Source organism: Vibrio sp. M260112, from assembly GCF_036533775.1.
Lineage (GTDB): Bacteria > Pseudomonadota > Gammaproteobacteria > Enterobacterales > Vibrionaceae > Vibrio.
Map to the genome: position 1 here is coordinate 106,550 of NZ_JATABH010000001.1, position 21,577 is coordinate 128,126.

General features: G+C 44.6%; 17 protein-coding genes and 2 pseudogenes. 11 read left to right on the plus strand and 8 right to left on the minus strand.

The window, feature by feature from the left end; genetic code table 11:
- The first annotated feature begins 481 nt into the window (after nucleotides 1-481).
- The 3 genes from QTN95_RS00470 to QTN95_RS00480 are packed head-to-tail and all read left to right on the plus strand — an operon-like array spanning nucleotide 482 to nucleotide 2,121.
- Nucleotides 482-1,393 (plus strand): 1-aminocyclopropane-1-carboxylate deaminase/D-cysteine desulfhydrase, encoded by a 912-nt coding sequence (locus tag QTN95_RS00470; protein WP_331415933.1) that lies wholly within the window; start codon nucleotides 482-484, stop codon nucleotides 1,391-1,393.
- Nucleotides 1,390-1,707, plus strand: a complete 318-nt coding sequence (locus QTN95_RS00475) for a DUF1496 domain-containing protein (RefSeq protein WP_331415934.1) — start codon at nucleotides 1,390-1,392, stop codon at nucleotides 1,705-1,707. The genes QTN95_RS00470 and QTN95_RS00475 overlap by 4 nt, the downstream gene beginning before the upstream one ends.
- A gap of 9 nt (nucleotides 1,708-1,716) precedes the next feature.
- Nucleotides 1,717-2,121, plus strand: a complete 405-nt coding sequence (locus QTN95_RS00480) for a PPC domain-containing DNA-binding protein (protein WP_331416037.1) — start codon at nucleotides 1,717-1,719, stop codon at nucleotides 2,119-2,121.
- Between the two features lie 67 nt (nucleotides 2,122-2,188).
- On the opposite strand, the pseudogene QTN95_RS00485 reads toward QTN95_RS00480, so the two are convergent.
- Nucleotides 2,189-3,541, minus strand: a pseudogene (locus QTN95_RS00485) (fructose-specific PTS transporter subunit EIIC); the annotation flags it as partial.
- Nucleotides 3,542-3,615: 74 nt separating this feature from the next.
- A pseudogene (locus QTN95_RS21225) lies at nucleotides 3,616-4,057 on the minus strand (PTS sugar transporter subunit IIA); the annotation flags it as partial.
- A gap of 200 nt (nucleotides 4,058-4,257) precedes the next feature.
- On the opposite strand from QTN95_RS21225, the gene QTN95_RS00490 reads away from it, so the two are divergent.
- Both QTN95_RS00490 and QTN95_RS00495 read left to right on the plus strand, forming a co-directional pair.
- Nucleotides 4,258-4,560 carry a PTS fructose transporter subunit IIB gene (locus QTN95_RS00490; protein ID WP_138970272.1) on the plus strand — a complete coding sequence of 101 codons (303 nt, stop codon included), beginning with the start codon at nucleotides 4,258-4,260 and terminating at the stop codon, nucleotides 4,558-4,560.
- A gap of 8 nt (nucleotides 4,561-4,568) precedes the next feature.
- Nucleotides 4,569-5,351: a PTS sugar transporter subunit IIA gene (locus QTN95_RS00495; protein WP_331415936.1), complete on the plus strand. Its 783-nt coding sequence runs from the start codon at nucleotides 4,569-4,571 to the stop codon at nucleotides 5,349-5,351.
- A gap of 3 nt (nucleotides 5,352-5,354) precedes the next feature.
- On the opposite strand, the gene QTN95_RS00500 is transcribed toward QTN95_RS00495, so the two are convergent.
- Nucleotides 5,355-6,194, minus strand: a complete 840-nt coding sequence (locus tag QTN95_RS00500) for an AraC family transcriptional regulator (RefSeq protein ID WP_331415937.1) — start codon at nucleotides 6,192-6,194, stop codon at nucleotides 5,355-5,357.
- 367 nt (nucleotides 6,195-6,561) lie between these two features.
- Here QTN95_RS00500 and QTN95_RS00505 point away from each other — a divergent pair, with 367 nt between their 5' ends.
- The 5 genes from QTN95_RS00505 to QTN95_RS00525 all read left to right on the plus strand — a co-directional run bounded on the left by QTN95_RS00505 (nucleotide 6,562) and on the right by QTN95_RS00525 (nucleotide 13,734).
- Nucleotides 6,562-8,463, plus strand: coding sequence for a PTS fructose transporter subunit IIABC (locus QTN95_RS00505; protein WP_331415938.1), 1,902 nt, complete (start codon nucleotides 6,562-6,564; stop codon nucleotides 8,461-8,463).
- 66 nt (nucleotides 8,464-8,529) lie between these two features.
- Nucleotides 8,530-9,747: a mannose-6-phosphate isomerase, class I gene (manA, locus tag QTN95_RS00510; RefSeq protein WP_331415939.1), complete on the plus strand. Its 1,218-nt coding sequence runs from the start codon at nucleotides 8,530-8,532 to the stop codon at nucleotides 9,745-9,747.
- A gap of 257 nt (nucleotides 9,748-10,004) precedes the next feature.
- On the plus strand, nucleotides 10,005-10,445 hold the full coding sequence (locus tag QTN95_RS00515) for a PTS sugar transporter subunit IIA (RefSeq protein WP_331415940.1): 441 nt from the start codon (nucleotides 10,005-10,007) through the stop codon (nucleotides 10,443-10,445).
- A gap of 12 nt (nucleotides 10,446-10,457) precedes the next feature.
- Nucleotides 10,458-11,852, plus strand: a complete 1,395-nt coding sequence (locus tag QTN95_RS00520; RefSeq protein ID WP_331415941.1) for a fructose-specific PTS transporter subunit EIIC — start codon at nucleotides 10,458-10,460, stop codon at nucleotides 11,850-11,852.
- Nucleotides 11,853-12,114: 262 nt separating this feature from the next.
- On the plus strand, nucleotides 12,115-13,734 hold the full coding sequence (locus tag QTN95_RS00525) for a methyl-accepting chemotaxis protein (RefSeq protein WP_331415942.1): 1,620 nt from the start codon (nucleotides 12,115-12,117) through the stop codon (nucleotides 13,732-13,734).
- Nucleotides 13,735-13,796: 62 nt separating this feature from the next.
- Here QTN95_RS00525 and QTN95_RS00530 read toward each other — a convergent pair whose 3' ends face one another.
- Nucleotides 13,797-14,720, minus strand: a complete 924-nt coding sequence (locus QTN95_RS00530) for a LysR family transcriptional regulator (protein ID WP_331415943.1) — start codon at nucleotides 14,718-14,720, stop codon at nucleotides 13,797-13,799.
- 118 nt (nucleotides 14,721-14,838) lie between these two features.
- On the opposite strand from QTN95_RS00530, the gene QTN95_RS00535 reads away from it, so the two are divergent.
- Complete coding sequence (locus tag QTN95_RS00535) at nucleotides 14,839-16,026, plus strand: MFS transporter (protein WP_331415944.1); 1,188 nt, start codon at nucleotides 14,839-14,841, stop codon at nucleotides 16,024-16,026.
- Nucleotides 16,027-18,161: 2,135 nt separating this feature from the next.
- Here the strand turns inward: QTN95_RS00535 and QTN95_RS00540 are convergent.
- The 4 genes from QTN95_RS00540 to QTN95_RS00555 all read right to left on the minus strand — a co-directional run bounded on the left by QTN95_RS00540 (nucleotide 18,162) and on the right by QTN95_RS00555 (nucleotide 21,384).
- Nucleotides 18,162-18,941: a DUF4225 domain-containing protein gene (locus QTN95_RS00540; RefSeq protein ID WP_331415945.1), complete on the minus strand. Its 780-nt coding sequence runs from the start codon at nucleotides 18,939-18,941 to the stop codon at nucleotides 18,162-18,164.
- Complete coding sequence (locus QTN95_RS00545; RefSeq protein WP_331415946.1) at nucleotides 18,938-19,411, minus strand: Hcp family type VI secretion system effector; 474 nt, start codon at nucleotides 19,409-19,411, stop codon at nucleotides 18,938-18,940. Before QTN95_RS00545 ends, QTN95_RS00540 begins: the two co-directional genes overlap by 4 nt.
- A 234-nt stretch (nucleotides 19,412-19,645) precedes the next feature.
- Complete coding sequence (locus QTN95_RS00550; RefSeq protein WP_331415947.1) at nucleotides 19,646-20,773, minus strand: HNH endonuclease; 1,128 nt, start codon at nucleotides 20,771-20,773, stop codon at nucleotides 19,646-19,648.
- Between the two features lie 2 nt (nucleotides 20,774-20,775).
- Nucleotides 20,776-21,384: a class I SAM-dependent methyltransferase gene (locus tag QTN95_RS00555; protein WP_331415948.1), complete on the minus strand. Its 609-nt coding sequence runs from the start codon at nucleotides 21,382-21,384 to the stop codon at nucleotides 20,776-20,778.
- Between the last annotated feature and the right edge of the window lie 193 nt (nucleotides 21,385-21,577).

Sequence of the window (21,577 nt, forward strand, 5' to 3'; positions counted from 1 at the left end):
ATTAAACAACTGTTTGAAATATACAGCCGAAACACAAAAGCAACAAGTTATTAACATCACACTTTTTAGCATTGGTCTGACCAGCACTCAAAAGACGGTGGTAACAGGCTGAATTGACGGGAATAAAATAAAATTAAAAAAATTTGGGAACTGTTTTGAATTTGCTCGGTCTGAATAGGTGTAGTTAGCAGAGTGTTCGAGGGTTTAACAACCCGATAAGTTTACAGGCCGTCAAACTTGTTTTCTTACTGAAACTACTAATTTACGCTGCTTTTTCTTATTAACTCCTATGTTTAATTGTATCCGCCCAGAGCCCCTTTGCTCTGGGCTTTTTTTATTTAGTGCGCTTTTTAAGCACCACTCGCGGCATCACTAACCCCGAGACTCTTGATGGCCCGCCCGATAAAATTTTGATCTAGATTGGTACAGCACAATAGTGATCCGTTAATATGATCGCCCATTTGGTTCACTACTTCGATCGATGAAACTCGCCAATACGCCAATTACTCAACACCAATTTGATGACATTCCTTTTTTCCTTAAGCGCGATGATCAGCTCCACACGCATTTCAGTGGGAATAAAGCGCGAAAATTTATGGCCGTATTGGAGCAAGATTACCCTGCAACTCGAACCTTGATCAGCTATGGTAGCGCACAAGCTAACTCGCTCTACTCTCTAGCCGCTTTAGCATCAATCAAAGGCTGGACATTAGAGTTTTACGTTGACCATCTACCGCAGTGGTTAATCGATAGGCCGATGGGTAACTATCGTGGTGCTCTAGAGCTCGGGGCTAAGGTGATTGCAACCTCAGAGTACCACCTTCATCCCAAAGACTTTATTGAGCAAATGCGGCAACCGGATAGCAGTTGCCTTGTGATAGAAGAAGGGGGACGCTCGACTCTGGCTCGTTCAGGTATTGAACAACTGGCACGAGAAATACTCTCTTGGACTCGCTTTGAACCTCACAATCAGTTTGTTGTTGCTTTGCCAGCGGGGACTGGGACAACAGCACTATACTTGCATAAGTTCCTTAAGCCACATTCCATACCCGTTATCACCTGCCCTTGTGTCGGTGGCAAAGAGTATTTAATCAAACAATTTGAACAACTTGGTGAGAGCGACTTTCCACACATCCTGGAACTGGACCATAAGCACCATTTTGGCAAACTCTATCGACAAGATTATCTAATTTGGAAACAGCTTCTCGAAGATACCTCTATCGAATTCGATCTCCTCTATGACCCTATGATGTGGCAGTGTCTACAATCGTGGTATAAAGAGAATCAAGATAAAACCATCATCTATGTTCACCAAGGTGGCTTACTTGGAAACGAAAGCATGCTACCTCGTTACGAGCGTAAATATGGCCCTGATTTGGGAGAGAGTCTATGAAGTCGTACCTACCGCTGCTACTCGTTGTAATGCCATTTTCAACACAAGCCAATACGATTAGCACCACAGCAAAACCCATCGTCGCAGTGAATGCCAGCGAGATTGGCAAACGCGTTTGTTACTATCAGGATCAAGCCTATTCTGACGGCGCTATCCTTCAGGTTGGTGAACATTACATGATTTGTTCGGCAGCTAACGATTTCGAGACAAATGGTGCACTAAAGTGGTCCCCTTTAGCGGAACACAGCGAGGGTTCTACCAGCGAAGATAAATCTAAGGCCAAAGCGGTCAAACGCTACTCTACCAACGAATAAGGACTCATGTTGATCACACCGATTGCTGTGCGTCTCACCAAAGGTGACGACTTAAAACTTGCCCTTCAACGATTGGTCACTCAGCACCAAATTCGTGCTGGAAGTATCGCCTCTTGCGTCGGCTGCTTTACGCATCTCAAACTGCGCTTAGCTGGTGCGACTGAGACACTGCAACTTAATGAGCCGCTAGAGATTGTTTCCGTTATGGGTACACTGACTCCAGACCACCAGCACGTTCATCTTTCTGTCTCACGCGCAGATGGTTCAGTGGTTGGTGGACACCTACTGGCAGGTTGCCTGATTGATACCACGGCTGAACTGATTGTTCTCCAATACCATGAGCTTAATTTCAACCGAGAATACGACCCACAGACTGGCTATACTGAGTTGCACCTTGACTCTTCGAGCCAATGAAAAAAGGCTCCATGAAACATGGAGCCAGGAGCATAAATAGTTCGGGGGAACTATTTGACTAAATTCCTTAACGCTTTGACTGAATCAGGGCCGCTGCATTGTGCATCGCATCTTTGGTACTCACGTCTATAATGGCAATGTTCTTAAACCTTTCTGGCTCTTTAATCGCCACATCATGAGCAAATATCACCAACTTAGCGCGGGCAATATCACGCTCGGTAATGCGATTGTTAATCCCATCTGCACCTTGGGTTTCTACCTTGATTCTCACCCCAACGGCGTTGGCAGCTTTCTCTAGTGACTTAGCCGCCAAAAAGGTATGCGCCACCCCAGACGGACATGATGTCACCGCCAGTACATCCGCCTCACCTTCTCCCTGAACCGAAGAATACACACGCTTCAACGAGCCGTATTCATCTTCGTCTTTAACATTTTTCTTCAGTAGGATGACGATACAAGCGGTCGTCAACGAGCCAGCGAGCGTACCAACGATATAACCGAGTTTGCCATCAACGACAGGCAAAACTATCCAGCCACCCCATGGCGCATGATTGAGTACGTGGAACATAAAGCCAATCACGTTACCCACAATACCCCCCAGCACAATTGCAGGTAACACACGCGCAGGATCGGCAGCCGCAAAAGGAATTGCCCCTTCACTGATGCCAATCATGCCCATGATCCCAGCAGCCTTGCCTGCTTCACGCTCGTCACGCTTAAACTTCTGTGGCGATAGTAGCGTTGCGAGTGCCAACCCAAGCGGTGGGGTACAGATTGCGATGCCAACCCCTCCCATTAACCATGGCTGAGTATTCACTTGCGTTTGAGCAAACAGAGTAGCAACTTTATTAATAGGACCACCCATATCAAAAGCGGTCATGGCACCCAGCACCATACCTAACACGATCTTGCCTGAACCTGCCATATCCGTCAGTAGGGTGTTAAGCGAATTCATGGTTGATGAGATAGGAACGCCAATCACCCACATTACTGCACCGCAGGTGACAAATGTGCCCACCAATGGATAGATAAAGATACTACCGAGCGAAATCATGCTTTCCGGCAATCTAATTTTCTTCAGTAACCACACCACATAGCCAGCGAAAAAGCCAACCACTATCGCGCCGAGAAAACCCGTGTGGTACTGGTCAACGGCGACCCAAGAACCAATCATACCCGGTGCGAGTCCCGGCTTGTCAGCGATGGAGTAGGCGATATATCCACCAAGCACCGCAGTAAATAGTGTCAGACCGGCAATACCCATTTGCGCCATATCCGCCAGCATCCCTTTCTCTGGCACCGCACCATGCCCTGAGATCATTACCGACAGCGACAACAGAACGCCACCCGCGACGATAAATGGAATCATGTGCGACGTGCCAAACAGCAGATGCTCTTTAACCCGAGCAAGTTGATGCGCCACTAGACTTTGTGACTGGAAATGGGATTCCTGCAACAGCTGTTGGTGTGACAACGGATCATCAATCTGCTCATCAATGATCAGCGCAAGGGCCTGCTCAACGCTCTGTGCCTGTTTAAGCTGTTCAATAAACTCTGGTTCAATTAACTTACCAGATAGCTGTGCTAAGACTTCGATGTGATGATGATCATCCCCGTCCGGCGAAGCTAACATAAAAAATACAGCCGACAGCTCGCCATCTTCAGCGCCGTAGTCAATACCCGAGCGACTAATGCCAATCGCAACCGCTGGTTTTGCTACCGCACAGCTCTTTGCGTGGGGAATGGCAATCCCCTCTTCAAACCCTGTATTTCCAATGTTTTCACGCGCCCATAGATCAGCCAGAAATTGCTCTTTATCGGCAAGTTTTCCCGCCTTATCTAACATACCAACCAACTCTTCGAAAACTTGCTGCTTAGTGGTCGCTGTTAGCTCCAAACAGAGAGTTTCCGCTTGGATTAGGTTTGTTATGTCCATTGTCTCTACCTGCCGTACTCGCGCTCGAATATAGATTAATCAGCCCTATCTGTCAGAGATATAGGACTAAAACCGCATTAACTGGATTATTGTAACACTGACATTAAAGTGTGAAGTGTATCGGTGAATTTATTGTTCCGTGCCAATGAAATCTCAATTCGCTGTGCTAATATCCGCCAAAATACCCACAGAGATTGACTATGAAAATTATTGCTGTCACTGCCTGCCCAACAGGCATTGCACATACCTATATGGCAGCAGATGCGTTAAATAAAGCTGCGCCGAAATACTCTGTTCAGATTAAAGTCGAGACCCAAGGTGCAATGGGTATCGAAAATCTTCTGACGCCGCACGACATCGCTCAAGCAGACAAAGTGTTAATCGTATCTGACATTGAAATTGAACAAGCTGCGCGTTTTGATAGCATTCCGTGTATCCGACTCTCGATAGAAGAAGTGCTGCTCAATGTGGATAAAGTTTTCATCACTCACTGCCGCGCATAACCCCACCCATGACTGAATACCAGATAACGTTTCTTGTCAGTAACACTAGCGCCTCGACTCACGTCGCTCAGCCACTGCGTAGATTGGCGAAAAAGTTTAAAAGTTCGATTCGAATCATCAACATCACTCGCAATCGAAGTGCCGATTTGACCAAGTCAGTGGCACTGCTTCAGGCCGGACTTGTTGAAGGGGATCTGTGCCAGATCACCGCCTTTGGCATTGATGCTGAACTGGCATGCTTCGTGATTAAAGATGTTGTTGCGGAACACTATGATCTGGTTGGAGCGCAAATCAACCACGAGTTCTCTAACCAACTTGCTAAGCGTCTGCCACAGTTAAATACACCGAGCCCCGTGGAGTGGCACTACGCTAAAGCACATACCGCGTTGACCAAATTTGAGTGCCTCAAAGGCCTCGCGCAACTGATCCACCCGATAAATCCTGATGAGCTTATTCTGGCATTTATCAAACGTGAAGAGCGCTCTTCTACCTGCATCACCGCTGGTATTGCCCTGCCTCACGTGATGTTCGAAAACAAAAGCATCAATCATATTTCTATTGCGGTTATCAGTAGTGAAACACCAATAGACTGGGCTTCTCAAGTCGGCCAAATTCATCTAGCAATAGCACTGGTGATGCCTTCCTCGCCAACTCGCGATCAGATTATCACTGCGACCAACCTAACCCGTAATTTGCTCTCTGGGCAGCTGGCTGAACGTTTGTTAGTGACCAAAAGCAGCATCGAACTTCAAGCCTTGTTGATGTATTCAATGTCGAGATTGATTGGATAGCGATTAAATTGAGCCTCGATAATCGGAAGGGGTTCTGCCCGTGCGATTTTTAAATACCCGACAAAAGTAGTTTACATCCTTGAATCCGCAACGAACCGACACTTCATTCAGTTTAAAGTTGTATTTCTTGAGCATGAATTTCGCTCGATCTATCCGTACCCAAGTAATGTAATCGGCCAAGGTCATATGACCCTGTTGACGGAACAACCTAGATAAGTGATTGGACGAAATACTAAAGCGTTCCGCAATGCTATCTCGAGTGATCTGTCGATGGAAATTTTCCTGAATATAGATACAAATCCCCTGATAGAGATCCTGAACACGGTTATGTGATTTCTCTTCCGGCGCATCAAGCATGGTATTGCAGTATTGGAGCAATGCTTGAAGTAATAACTCATCCATCGGTTGTTTGATGCTTTCTCTCGCCAACGAACTCAGGGCTTCTAGGATATTGTCGATAGCAAAGCCCGAACGGGTTTGTAAACTATGCTTCTGAATATCATAGAAACTCTCTTCACCTTTTCGCTTACTCACTAAGCTAAGCCCTAATTGTCGGCGACCAAAAAGAATGCTTAGCACAGAACAGTTGGTATCCCAATCTGGCTTGTTCCAGCAGTTTGGCGGAATAAAAATCGCATCGCCCGCCTGAGCAACGATCTGACTGACCTTACGTTGATGATCTTCCATCTCATTGATGTACTCACCTTCAAGCACCAGTTCCAAACGTGGAAAGTTAACCTGATAACTGCACTCTGGTGGAGTATGAAAGTCACCCGCAAACCAAATATTGTGGATTGGTTTACGTTCATTAAGTACCGCACAAATTAAATCTTGGAACATCATCTTTGGCCCCTCAACAGGACATTCTCTCTACTACACGCACAGGTATACCCCGTGATGAATCACGGCGCTACTGAGCAAAGTCACACTTCCACATTGATGATACAAAAATCCAGCAAAAGCAATAATTTTATAGTTAGACAATCATAGATCAACAAACAACAAGACGACCAATCACACCATAAGTTAATGTTTTAAAAACATTTAACATCAACAACCCCATAACACAACGGCGTTCAACCACGATCCAAATCACATCACGAAAATACAGTTACAATCGTCTAGTAAATGCATTTTTTCTTCACTACAGGACTTTCGCCTCGCCTTTCACAATACCCCTAGTAAAACAATAAAATGATAGGGGTTCCTAATGATCACCAAACTCATCAATGAGAATTTGATTGCGCTCAATCTTAATGCGCAGTCCAAAGAAGAGGTTTTTAACGAGCTAATCGAGATCCTGTACGCACAGGGTCGTATTTCAGACAAAGAACAGTTTCTTGCTGATATCAAAGCGCGTGAAGAACTTGGCAATACAGGTTTTGAACAAGGCGTCGCACTGCCGCACGCTAAGAGTTCTGCTGTCATCGAGCCCGCAGTGGTTATCGGTGTGCATAAAACAGGCATCGACTACGGCGCTGAAGATGGGCTTGCTTCGAAACTGTTCTTTATGATTGCTTCACCAGACGGAGGAGACAATCACCACATTGAGGTTCTGGCTGAACTCTCTTCTAAGCTGATCGAGCCAGGTTTTATTGAACAGTTTCTCGATTGCCAAGATAACCATGCTGCGCTGGAACTTTTACTGACAAAACAGCCTGAAACGGCATCGAACCAAGCACCAACCAAAGGCTTGATTATCGGAGTGACCGGTTGTCCTGCGGGTGTTGCCCACACTTATCTAGCAGCGGAAGCACTAGAAAAAGGTGCGGCAAAGTTAGGATACGAAATCAAGGTTGAAACGAATGGCTCGATCGGGGTCAAAAATAATCCAAGCGAAGAAGAGATTGCACAAGCGGAAGCGGTTGTCGTTGCGTGCGACAAACAAGTTGATATGGCTCGCTTTGCTGGTAAACGCGTGATTAAAACCAATGTTAAAGCGCCTATACGCGATGCCGAAGGACTGATTCAACAAGCACTATCTGCACCAATTTACCAAGCAGAACAAACACAAGCGACCCAGTCTGTCGCAGACAAAGCCTCACAAGCTCGTTCCGATCTCTACCGTTACCTGATGAACGGCGTATCACACATGATCCCGTTTGTCGTAACGGGTGGTCTATTAATCGCTCTTGCCCTAGCCATTGGTGGTGAGCCGAGTGAATCGGGTATGGCAATTCCTGCCGGTAGCATGTGGAACCAAATCCTTGAAGTGGGCGTGGTCGCTTTCACGCTGATGATCCCGATTCTTGCTGGTTACATTGCTTATGCGATTGCTGACCGCCCTGCCCTAGCTCCTGGCCTGATTGGTGGCTGGATTGCTAACAACGGTTCATTCTATGGCGCTGAAGCGGGTACTGGATTTATCGGTGCTATCGTAGCCGGTCTGCTTGTGGGTTACTTCGTTAAGTTCATTACTTCAATCAACTACCACAAATTCATCCAGCCGCTTGTACCGATCATGATCGCGCCGATCACAGGTTCACTGTTTATCGCTGGTCTGTTTATCTTTGTTATCGGCGCACCGATCGCCGGACTAATGGATGGCCTGACTGCAATGCTAACCAGCATGAGCACGGGTAACGTCGTTCTACTCGGTATCGTTCTTGGTGGTATGGCTGGCTTCGATATGGGTGGTCCATTCAACAAGGTCGCATTCCTATTCTCTGTCGGCATGATTGCTAGCGGTCAAACTCAATTTATGGGCGCAATGGCGTGTGCAATCCCAGTCGCTCCACTTGGTATGGCGATCGCAACCGCAGTTGGCCGTAAGTTCGATCTGTTTGAATCCTCTGAAATCGAGGCAGGCAAAGCAGCTGGTGCAATGGGACTTGTGGGCATTTCTGAAGGTGCTATACCGTTTGCCGCTCAGGATCCGATGTCAGTTATCCCAGCTAACGTACTTGGCTCTATGGTGGCGGCAGTAATGGCGTTCTCATTCGGCATCACCAACAGCGTGGCTCATGGTGGTCCTGTTGTCGCACTGCTTGGGGCGATGAACTTCCCTATGCTTGCTCTGCTATCAATGGCGACTGGCGCATGTGTTACTGCAATGACATGTATTGCGCTTAAAAACCTGCGTAAGGCGAAGCTAGCCGCTGCAACCGCTTAAACCGCTCTCCCCCTTATGGCTTGAGTGGTTTCATCCTCAAGCCATGTTTATTTCATGGTGACTTCTATGTCTGATTTTTCTATCTCGAATGACTCTCTTATTCGACAAGTCTTCTACCCTATGACTAACGTTATCCAGAATTACGCATGGGGTAGCCGCTGTTCTTTTGCTCAGCTATTTGGTATTTCCAATCAGAGTGGAGAACCCCAAGCCGAAATCTGGATGGGTGCCCATCCCAATGGCTGTTCTACCGTGAACACCGAGGGTGAAGAGACAAAACTCTCCAATCTAATCTCACAAAATTTAAGCCTGTTTCTGAGTGACAAAATTGCCAAACGCTTTGGTGAGTTGCCCTATCTGTTTAAAGTGCTTGCAGCGGAAAAAGCCTTGTCGATTCAGGTTCACCCAAACAAACAACAAGCGGAACGTGGCTATCAGTTTGAAGAGCAGCAAGGGGTCCCGCTCACAGCTGGCAACCGCAATTACAAAGATCCTAACCACAAACCGGAGCTGGTCTACGCGCTAACTGACTACACGGCAATGAATGGTTTTAGACCGATTAGCGAGATCCTTGCCCATTTTAACTACCTTGATATTCCTGAACTCACGTCATTGGTTCACGACTTAGCAGGCGATCAAACACCGAATGGTTTAGCGAGCTTTTTCTCGGGTTTGTTGTCACTGCAAGGTGAGCAGAAAGAAATAGCGTTGATGATGCTAATCATGAAAGCCAAATTATCACCGACCCCGCTGTTTAACCTGATCAGTGAGCTTGAAGAGCAATACCCTGGTGATGTTGGTCTTTTCGCTCCATTAATCCTGAATGTGATTGCGCTAAAACCCGGTCAAGCGATGTACTTGGATGCAGAAACGCCCCACGCCTATATCAAGGGGACTGGGCTTGAGATCATGGCCAACTCAGACAACGTATTGCGTGCAGGTCTGACACCAAAATATATGGATGTAGAGGAATTGGTCTCCTGTACCAAATTCAATGAAAAACCTATCGACAGACTGCTACTGCAACCCCTTGAGCAAGATGGTGTGATGGAATATCCGATCCCAGTTGATGACTTTAAGTTTGCCATCCTCAGTAACTCCCACCAGCGCGAGATTAAAACCGAAGGTGCCGAGATTCTGCTGCCGCTGGATGAGGCTATGACACTGACGCACCAGTGCGGTGAAAGCTGCGTGATTGACAAAGGCCAGTCGGTATTTATTCCGGCCTATGCCAACAGTTACATCGTTGACTGCAATGGGCGTGTAGCACGCGCGTATAGCTAAGTAAAAAAATCACTTTGCACCAATGTAAAATGCCTCGCGACTGCGAGGCATTTTTGTTTTCAACCGTTCACAAGGCACTGAATCTATTAATATTTATGACTAACATCACAAGAATGTCATTCACGAATAATGACGCTAATCACAGTTAGATTTGCTGGATACAAATGTACAGTGAAAGGCTTTTTTTTACTATTTCGCCACTGGCCACAATCCATTAATTTTTAACTCAGAAGTTCAATAAAGATTGAGTTAAATAAATGATCACAAAACTAACTAACGTCAGCCTAATTAACGCCAACCTTCAAGCAAATAATAAACAACAAGTGTTTGAAGAGTTAGCCCAAATGTTATTAAGCGACCAGCGTATCAATAACAAACAAGCGTTCTTAAATGATATCCATCATCGCGAGTCACAAAGCATTACGTCAATGGACGGCATCGCCTATCCACACGCTAAAAGTCAAGCAGTGACAGAACCAGCAATCGCTGTTGGCGTAAAGCGCGAAGGTATCGATTACGGCGACGAAGACGGCATCAAACCGACCGTATTTTTTATGATCGCCTCTCCGGATAACGGTGCGGATCATCATATTTATGTTCTACAAGAATTATTTGGAAAATTCAGTGATGAATTTATTCAAGATATTCACAACGCAAAAGACCAACAACAAATCCTAGATATTTTAATCAATTCATAAGGCGTAGTAACTATGAGTACCCTAACAGCTCAAGCTACAAACAATAGCGACTTTAAAAAACTACTTAGCACCATGAAAGGTCACCTTTTATTTGGTACCTCTCATATGCTTCCGTTTATCGTAGCCGGTGGTGTATTGCTGGCACTGGCGGTCATGGCATCAGGTAAAGGTGCGGTGCCTGCTGACGGCTTACTGGCAGATATCTCAAACATCGGCATTAAAGGCTTGGTGCTTTTCCCTATCATCCTTGGTGGCTTTATCGGTTACTCCATTGCCGACAAACCTGCCCTTGCGCCAGCTATGATCTCATCTGGCATAATGGCGGATATGGGCGGCGGCTTCCTAGGCTGTATCGTGGCAGGCTTTATCGCTGGTGGTGTGGTGTTCCAACTTAAAAAGATCCCTCTTTCAGCCAACATGACCGCGCTAGGCGCGTACTTTATTTACCCTCTGATTGGTACGCTGATTTCTGCAGGCATCGTACTATGGGGTATCGGTGAGCCAATTAAGATCTTTATGGCTTCAATGAACGAGTTCTTGGCCTCGATGGCTGGTGCTTCTAAAGTGGTGCTAGGTACCATTCTGGGTGGTATGACAGCGTTCGATATGGGTGGCCCAATCAACAAAGTGGCCACACTGTTCGCTCAAACTCAAGTAGACACACAACCGTGGCTAATGGGCGGTGTAGGTATCGCAATCTGTACGCCTCCACTCGGTATGGCACTGGCTACTTTCCTATTCAAGAAGAAGTTCACTAAGCAAGAGCAAGAAGCCGGTAAAGCAGCCGCTATCATGGGTTCAATTGGTATCTCTGAAGGTGCTATCCCATTCGCAGCAAACGACCCAATGCGAGTTTTGCCATCCATCGTTGCTGGCGGTATCGTAGGTTGTGTGTTCGGCTTCCTCACTGACGTACTACTGCATGCACCATGGGGCGGTCTGATTACTGCGCCAGTCTCAAGCAACATTCCAATGTATGTGGTCGGTATTGCACTGGGCTCACTAACAACGGCTCTTATTGTGGGCTTCTGGAAACCGGTCGCTGAAGAAGAGACGGAAGAGGCAACAGCCGAAGCGACTCCTGCACAAGTCGCTCCTGTTGCGGGTGAGGGCGAATACGACATCGTAGCCGTCACATGTTGTCCATCAGGCGTGGCGCATACCTTTATGGCTGCTAAAGCACTAGAAAAAGCAGGCGCAGCAGCTGGCATCAAGATTAAAGTAGAGACACAAGGTCAAAATGGTATCCAGAACCGCATCACCGACCTAGATGTCGCTAACGCGAAGCTGGTTATCTTAGCCCACGACATTCAAGTTAAAGACGCGCAACGCTTCGCTAACGCCAATGTGATTGAATGCTCAACTAAAGAAGCGATGAAGAAAGCCGCACAACTGATTCAACACTAATCAATATCCCTCTGAAATCTAGCGCCCTAGCACTCTGCTGGGGCCTTTTGATGTATGGCATAGTCGCCGCGAGTGATACAAATATCCCGCCCCATAGACCTTACTCTTTAGTGTTAGTTTGATCAAATGCACTTAATCGCTGTGCAACAAAATGTATCAACTGAAATTATGAGCTACATCGCCACAGATAAAAGAAGAATTGCTACATTCATTCCAATTCAACGTCAGAAATATCAATAATTATAACTCTAAGGGGCTAACAATGAGGCTAAGTAATCTCTCTATCAAATCAAAGCTCGCATCCATCGTGGTTTTATCGGCAATACTCATTGCCATGGCTTGTGCCTATAACCTGATTCAACAACGCAACTCTTCCATGCTTGAGCGTGAAAGCAAACTTAGCGCCCAAGTAGAAGCAGTAGTCAGTTTAGCAAAGCACTATTACGATCAGCGCCAACTGTTAGGAAATGATGTTGCGAAGCAACAAGCTCTACTTGCAATCGAAGCGCTTAGATATGACAGCAACAACTATTTCTGGATTCTGAATCAAAACCTCACGGTCGTGCTCCACCCTATCAAGCCAGCGCTTAATGGCAAAAGTGCGGAAAACTTTCAAGACGGCGGTGGCAAATTCCACTGGCGTGAGATGGTTTCGATATCCAAATCGCCAGCTCAAAAAGGCTTTTTAGAGTATCAGTGGAAAAGCCCAGACGGAGAGCTAAAAGATAAAATCTCTTACGTACAATTGTTTCCTGAGTGGAACTGGATTATCGGCTCCGGAATCATGGTTGCCGACATTCAAGAAGCGTTTTATGCCTTGGCGATTAAAGAAGCGATTGTTGCCCTTCTCTTATCTGCGTTACTGTTTGGCATGGGATATATGATTTCCAACAACATTTTGATCCCACTTCATCGACTGATTGATCACACCCATTTGATTGCCGATGGTGATTTACGAGTTCGTATGAACATGAAGCGCAAAGACGAACTTGGCGACATGAGTAGCCAGATTGATAAAATGATGGACAAACTCCAGTCAACATTACGTACGGCGAATGAGTCTGCGGCTCAATCTAGCACCATGGCATGCCAAATTGCTCAGGCTAGTGAAGAAGCCGCTACCAGTGTCAATTCACAACACGCGCAACTAGAGTTGCTCTCGACCGCGATGACAGAAATGAGCGCCACCATCTCGGATGTTGCGACCAATGCTGAAAACACCGCCGCGAGCACCAACAAAGTCGTCGACCATGCACACAACAACGACGAGACAATGAAGCGTACTTCGGAGTCTATTGCACATGTGTCTGATAATATCTCAGTAGCGAACGAGCTGGTGCGCGACCTGCAATCTGGCGTCCAAGAGATCAGCAATGTGGTCGGTGTGATTCGAGAGGTGTCTGAGCAAACTAACCTTCTAGCGCTTAACGCTGCAATCGAAGCCGCACGAGCGGGTGAACAAGGTCGTGGATTTGCAGTTGTGGCTGATGAAGTCCGCAACCTCGCGAGTCGCACGCAAAACTCAACCAACGAAGTGCAACAGACCATCGAAAAACTCACACGCCAAGCAGAGAAAACCTTCGCGGCGATGCAAACCAGTAACGAAAACGTTGAGGAGAGTGTTCGAGCTTCAGAGAATACACGCAAGCAGCTCGATTTAATCGTTGATGAAATGCAAAACGCCAATGATATGGTGGCTCAAATTGCCGCAGCCTCAGAACAGCAAAGCGCTGTTGCGACCGAAATGAATGAAAACGTCACTGGCATCCACTTGGCTGCCAACGAAGTATTGCACGCTTCTCAGTCGCTCGCGGAAGATAGCCAGTTAATGGCGAATACCGCAGAGCACCTTACCGCCCAACTGAGATACTTTAAGGTTTGATACGTAGCCAGTGACAAATACAAATACGCCTTTAGCAACACGAATCGCCCTCGATTAAGCCGCTATTGGGGAAACTGACGATGGAATCGTTCAATCAAGAAATCGATAAACAGGCGCAAGCGCTTAGGTTGATACTGACGACTCTGATAGATGACGTTTAAGTCTGCGCCTGCTTGCGATATCGAGGTATTGAAGTTCTTCATATATCCATTAAGCAGCGTCACTAAGCGCTGCTGCTTGATATCCTCTTGAACATCGAGAATCGATTTCAGGGCAATTCCGGCTCCATCCAATGCCCATTGACGAATCACCTCCCCATCATCAGAAAATCGTTTTGGTATCACGGTGACAACGTTATGCTGCTGGTCGTCTTGGAAATGCCATGTTTTGAGCTCTTCACTGCTCCGTACCAAGGCGAGACAATCATGTTGAGCCAGTTCCTGTGGCGTGATCGGTGTCCCCCTCTTGGCCAAATACTGTGGCGACGCACATAGAACTCGTCGACTAGAGGCGAGCTTACGCGAGATGAGTGAGCTATCTGCCAATGCCCCATAACGGATAACAATATCGAGCCCAGACTCAGCAATGTTAGATAAGTTATCGTTAAGATAGAGGTAAGGAATCACTTCTGGGTAGAGCTCACTAAACTCCGATAAGATTGGCGATATGTATTGCTTACCAATATCACGAGGCGCAGAGATTTTTAGCGTGCCACGTACCTCTGTTGTTCCGGTTTGAAGTAGATTTTCCGTCTCTTTAACGCTGTCGATAATGTCTAAACAAGCTTTGTGATAGAGTGCGCCGGAGTCCGTCAACGAAATGTGCCTGGTAGTACGATTAATCAACTTTACGCCATACCTATCTTCAAGAGACTGCAACCTTGCCGTTACCGTGGCTGGAGATAACCCCAGCTCTCTTCCTGCGGCGGCCAACCCTTGATTCTTGACGATGCTGATAAACAAGGTCATATCTGTAAACTTATCCACGCATGCTCCTTAATCTCATTATTCATAAAAACCGAATAATCAATTCAAATACTAGCCAATTATCAAATTCTATCCAAGCAATATACTGGCTCCATCGAAATCAGATTGGAGAATAACCATGAAAAATGAAAAAATGCCGCTTCAGGTATGGATTTTGACACTTGCCGCTTTTGCCATTGGCACTGCTGAATTTGTCATTGCTGGTATTCTTCCTCAACTCGCCTACTCACTTGCTATCACCGAGGGGCAAGCGGGCTACTTAATCAGTGCTTATGCTCTTGCCATCGTCTTTGGTGGACCACTTCTCACTATCTATCTAGCACGCTTCAACAAAAAATCTGTGTTAGCTGGGCTAATGGTGTTGTTTATTCTTGGTAACTTGATGTCTGCTTTTGCACCTAACTACTTTGTGCTGATGGTTAGCCGAGTGATTACGGGGTTAGTTCAGGGACCTTTTTATGGCATCGGCGCTGTGGTGGCGACCAATTTGGTTAGTGAGAAAATAGCTGGGCGTGCAGTAGGACAAATGTTTGCAGGCTTAACGTTAGCTAACGTGTTGGGCGTACCTGGCGGCACGTGGATTGGCTTACAATTCGGCTGGCATACGACATTTTTGACCGTTGCCGCATTTGGTTTCATCGCACTGGTGTTTATTACCTCTGTAATTCAATCCAGCGGCCATGACGAAGCCAAAGATGTAAAAGCGCAGCTAACTGCATTCAAAAATCCAATGCTATTGATTAGCTTAGCCATTACGGTATTTGCGTGGTCGGGCTTTATGACTTTGTATGGCTACATTGCACCAATTGCCACACACATTACGGGGTTTGGCGACAATGCAGTGACTTGGATTCTGGTCATTATCGGTGTTGGTCTAATCATTGGTAACACGCTGGGTGGTCGCTCATCGGACAAAAACTTGCAAAAAGCCTCGATGTTTTGGGCAGTTGCCATGATTACAAGCCTGCTACTTGTTGGCTTGACTGTCGAGAGCAAAATCCTGTTTGTAGCTACAACCTTTATATTTGGGATTGCCTCGTTTGCTAATGTACCAGCGATGCAACTTAGAGTGATGAATCACGGTGGCGAGGGCCAAGAACTGGCTGCAACGGCAAACATCTCTGCCTTTAACCTAGCCAATGCATTTGGTGGATTCTTAGGTGGTATGGTTCTCGACAGCCATATGGGTGCAAGCATGATCCCATACGCAGCGATTTTTGTGCCTGTGATTGGCCTGCTATTTATTGCCAAAGCCAACCGCAAGGAAAGCCAACAAACTGAGTTAGAACCAAGGTTAGGTAGCTGAGCAAGAATACTTCTACTCACCTTAATTAGAATCATAAAGGCCTGTTCACTCAGGCCTTTGATGTAGCCGTCGAATCATAGCCAGCTACCTTCCGGAAAACAATTGATTCCCCAACAGAAGAGGTAAAACGAATTTACACAGTAATACAACACTTTGGCATGGCACACGGTTAACTCGCCATAGTGGATAAATTAAGCCAAGTGACATTATAGAAAACCAAACAACCGTTATCATTTTTGAGTCTCTCTATACAATGATTACTGCTTTATCTCTATCATAATTATTAAGATACAAAATCATAATCAAGTAAATAAAATTCATTTCAGCATTTCTCATCCTTAAAAAGTATCGATATTGTAGAAATAAAATCCGTTCAATATTTATTGTCCTAATGTTCAATATATTTGGGGAAACACAAAATAGCAAAAGCAAGCATTATTACTAGACTTGACCATTGTATCTGACTATTAGGTAAATTAAGAACTTCTACTGTCATTTCTTCAAAGTGATTAATTCCAGAAGGGGTTCTTCCATAGATAAAGGAACCATAGTTGAAAATGGAATAATATTGAGAGCCAATAACTATGCACACCACGAACTTACAGAAAGCATAAAATTTATTCTTGCTGTAACGAAACAACTTTCTTGTGGCATAGATAAGAATGAGAGAAAACGTCCAAAACAACATTAATGTAATCATAGTCAATCCAATATAAGTATGAGATTCTCATCCAGATTATTCCGGATTTTTGGGGATAAGGAATCCTGAGTAAATACATACACTGAGGCTAAGCCAAGAAATCAAGTCATTGTTCGAGTAATTAGGTATAAATAATTCAAGCGCTTTAAAAAATGGATAACCACTCATAAAAATAGAGTAGTAATTTAAAAGAATCGGAAAGAAGACAAAAATGCAATAAGCTAATCTTAGAATGTTGCTTTTGAATTCATAGCCAGCCACCTTACGGAAAACAAAGATTATCACAGTAGTCATTGTTAAAAATATCACTACATCAATCATTTATTATGATCTTTGGGGGAAGCAAAAAATCAGTGTGATTATAAATAAACCGCATGAGAGCCATTGCATCCCAAGATTAGATAAATCAAGGTGCTTGATAAAAAAATCTTCGTACAACAGTATCTTTGATGGAACCCCGCCGTTTTTGTCCCAAACTGAAAAATCGACCAAAACTGCCCTCCTAAAACTAAAAACAACAATAACTGACCTATCAGAATGACACCTTTAGATGGTTTTCGGTTTACTCGCCATAGAAGGTAAATAAGCAAAAATGAGGTAAGTATGTATGTAATAGTGATCATTTTTTAGCCCCTCTATACAAGAATCCCCCCGCTTTACCCCGTCATAACTTGAGATCAAACAAATCAAAAAATGGGATTTATTTATGACGCCTTTTTGGTATTAATAGCCCTAAATATAAGCAAACCAAGATGCTAGACCAACGTATTACTTCATTATTTTTGAATGATACTTCTGGAAGCATGTTCATTAATAAAGTTCCATTCATAAAAATTGAGTAGTAATTACCACCAGTAAAACCAATAACCAAAACAATGTAAACGTAAATGTATACTGAATTGTTAAAGGTAAAGTAGGATATCCGCCTTAAAGTGAGCAGAATCGCAATCGTAGTCAAAAAGAACATAACATCTTTCAATTATTCAATTCCTTAATTGTATCGATATTGTAGAAATCTGATCCCAATTCGGCCCCTAACGCAGATTTGCTCATTGCTTGATAACCTCTTAAATAATCTTCTGCACTATACCGAAACAATGTAAACGTATATGTATACTGAATTGTCATTACTATTCTGTCGAATCATAGTGTTTGGGAAAGCAAAAGAACAGAAGATAAGCATCAATAGCTAAGCTAAATATCTGCATTGTATTATTTGGCAAAAAATCAGAAAAGAAACTTTCAAAAAATATCACTTCAACTTTCAAACCATTATGGTTCATTCCAAAATTAAATATTGAGTAATACTGTGCTCCAATTGCTATATATAACGGAACATATAAGTAATACTGAATTTTGGTCAACCTACACTTCTTTATTTTCCTAGCAGTAACCATTATCATTAGTGATATTAATATAAATATTACAATATTAATCATTTATAAAGCTCTTTATGTAACTGATCAACAGTCATCCCATCACTAAAAACACTAGCACCAAGAGATATCTTACTAGCAGCCTGATACCCTCTTAGATAATCTTCAGCACTATACCTAAATAACTTAAACTGCTTGGCTTTTCGGGTTCTTGTCCATGGCATCGGATTCAAGTTAGGTTTGGAGGCAATCTGGTACGCCTCGGAAGCATTTTTAACCGTAGTGCTTTTAGCGAATGCCCCATAAGCAGACAAGGCTAAATCTGCCCCATAGTAGGCAATATCACCGTGAGATTTTGAGTAACCTAGCGATTCCGCTGCATGTTGATAGCCTTTGCGAACTGGCCCTGTTGCATTCTCATCGCCATCCCAAAAGTACTTGCCATTTTCATACAGATTGTTGGTGCCATGAGCCATCATTGGACCACCAATTAAGCATAAGACCGCCGCTGAGGCGTAACATATTCCCGCGCCTGTTGTTACCTGCATGACACCAGCGACAAAGCCAATTCCGTTTTTAAAGATCAAGTTACCTTGCTCGATCAGACTTTGTTTTTCTTTTTGAAGCTCTTTGAATACTGTCTCTTTGTCCTTCTTACCGCTTTTATAATCGTTCACTAAGCATTGCTCAAACCGGTCGACTTCACGAACAAACTGCATCTTCAGACCGCCATTCGAGATGTGGCGATGTGAAAGCGTAACAGCTTGCATAGTGAGCCCTTTAGCGGCTTTTTCGACTTCACGAATGTCCCATGAGTCTGGCGCGGTTTGGTTTCTCATCCTAAGTATCTATCCCATATTTGATAACCTTCTGTGCTGGCCATGTTATGTTTCCAGATTATGTCGCGGTATGTGAGATGGAATGTCTCAGACATATCTTCATCTCCGGAAGTAAGTACGTTTGGTTGATCAAATGACAGAGAGGTAATCAACGCATCAACTAATTCAATCGTGTAGAAGTTTTCGTTATGACCATGCTCATTGGTTCGATAAAATTTGATAGTGCATTGCAAATGCTCTTGTTTGGAAAGGGCGTTGCCGAGTAATGGCGAAGACTTATCTACGGGTTTGGTAATCGCCACTTCCGTTGGGCCTCCCTGCTTGTTTAAGGTGAAGTTACAAGCCAGAACCGTGATTTCATCTTTATGAGATTCTTGAGCCTTGTTGCCGATTGAATCTTTGGTGTTACAGCCTTGAGAGATACAGTATTGTTTTTTACCCATGATAGATAAGTATGCCGTATGAGCCATAATTTACTCGTTTATATTTATGGGACGGTAAACATATCGTATATCAATAGATCCGTTATGGACGACTGCTAACTGGCGGGATTTGAAGCAATATTCATTAATTACGCCGAAATTACCTTAAAATGGTATGGAAAATCAGATATCTGCACGGGTGGCAAATCATGCCAAACACCCATGCGCTCCTTTAAGGTTGGATGAAGGGAACATGAGCAAGTGCGCTTTCAGGAACGCAGATTACCTCCCCTTAAACAACTCACCTCGGTGATGTGCCAGATATGGTTTATGCTCACGCACGATCCTAAACGACATATCGTCTCTTAGGCCGATGACTTCTGGCGCTTCAAGATACTCTGAGATAAGAACCTTGCCGTTGTCGTCAAAGGAGATAAAACCGAGGTCAAACGCTTTGTCTAAGTTAGCGAGCAGCAGCAATCCGTTGAACTTATCCAGCCTTTCTTTATTGTTTGAAGCGCGCCAAGGTTTTATATGGGAAGCGAGCAAAAGTTGTGTATTGCGATACCCTGTAACGGCACAACCTCCCCACATCTGCACCAACTGAGATCTAAAGTGACCTTGACCCATTCTGGTTTTGACCATGATGCTTTTTTCGGTGTCGGTTAGCTTTTTGTCTACCATGACCTGCCGAATGTCTGCGTTCACATCTATTTGAGCTAAATCGGCTAGGAACTTGTTGTAATGGGTCAGCGCAGCGCTGTACATTCCTTTACCCTTGCGATCCGTTAGTTTAAAAACCTCTAGCTGTCTGACTTTCTCTTCATACTGAGTAAATCGACGGTAGGAAGTCACTTCGGTCAATGGCTCACAGATTTCCCCCGTATCCATTAACCAGTTTGAAATTGAACCACGAATTGCTCCAAGATAATTTTTTGCGGTTTTCTCCGACTTACCAATATCCATCAGCCACTGATAGTAAAGGGATGCAAAGTCTGTAAAATTTGAAACCAGCGCTTCTTTCAGCTCATTGCTAACGATAAAGCTTTTCATATCGTTAAATAGCTCATCGTCTAGATACGCATAGGCGATCGCTTTTGAGGAATAGCGACTGGTCGTCATTTCGTCATAGCCAGCGTGATAGGCGAGGTGCCAGAATCCCTCGCTTCTCAGATGGAAGAATGGGTTCTCTGGTGTGTTTTTGTCTTTGCCGTGAGAAAAGTTGTTGAAGTGTTCTGTGAATCTCTCTTTTAGCGGCTGATTGAGTTCGATTTTGTTTAAAGCGATATGCCCTGCTTGGATTAAATCCATAACCGCTAGGAGCATGCATACTTTATGAGGGCTTTTCTTACCACCCGAGATGTTCATATTCAGGTTACGAAACTTGTCTGGATAAAAGTTGTATGACATGTTTACACCTCCAAACCAGAGGTTTTCTTCATCACAACAGTTTGCCAAGTAACCTCTTCTCGCTTCAGCGAATCTTTGCCATCTTCGATATGGCAGATAACCAATCCGACATCACTAGCTAATTTATCCAGCTCAAATACGGAGACACCAAAAGTCTCACGAGCATCTTTAAACTCGCCGTGACGTAATGTAATAACCAAGACACCCTCGTCTGACAGGAGACTGCACAATGCCTTTATAGCGATAGATCTTTGCTGAACGGGAAGATGCATCCAAACCGCCGACAACAGAACTAAGTCATACTGCTTTTCTAGCTCGATCACGTGTTTTAAATAAGGTAATGAGTCATGTAACCAGACGACTTGCTCCGAACAGTTATAGTTGCCGATCTCAAGCAATCTAGTTGATGGCTCAACAGCAAACACTTCACAGCCACGGGCACTCATCCACCTTGCATCTCTTCCAGATCCAGCGCCAACATCCAAAACAACATCACCCGATTGAGGCCAATATTCAGTCCAAGACTGGTGAACAGATTCGAATTCTAGGGAATCGTATTGCTGAGCTAGCTTTGAGGCATTGTTGTTGTAAAAAGAAGTAGTTGCGGACATATATTAAACCGAGCATCACTGTGCCTGCATGATATACGGCTCGGTTGCATAAGGCGATAAAGTATTAGAAATGAATTAGATTCTGTGATGAAAATCTTATACAAAAGCCATCCGCAGAACTTTGAACGCCGTAAATCTAGTGTGATGTTTAAGCGCCTACTCTGAACACAAATCAAGCATATGTTGCTCTCGA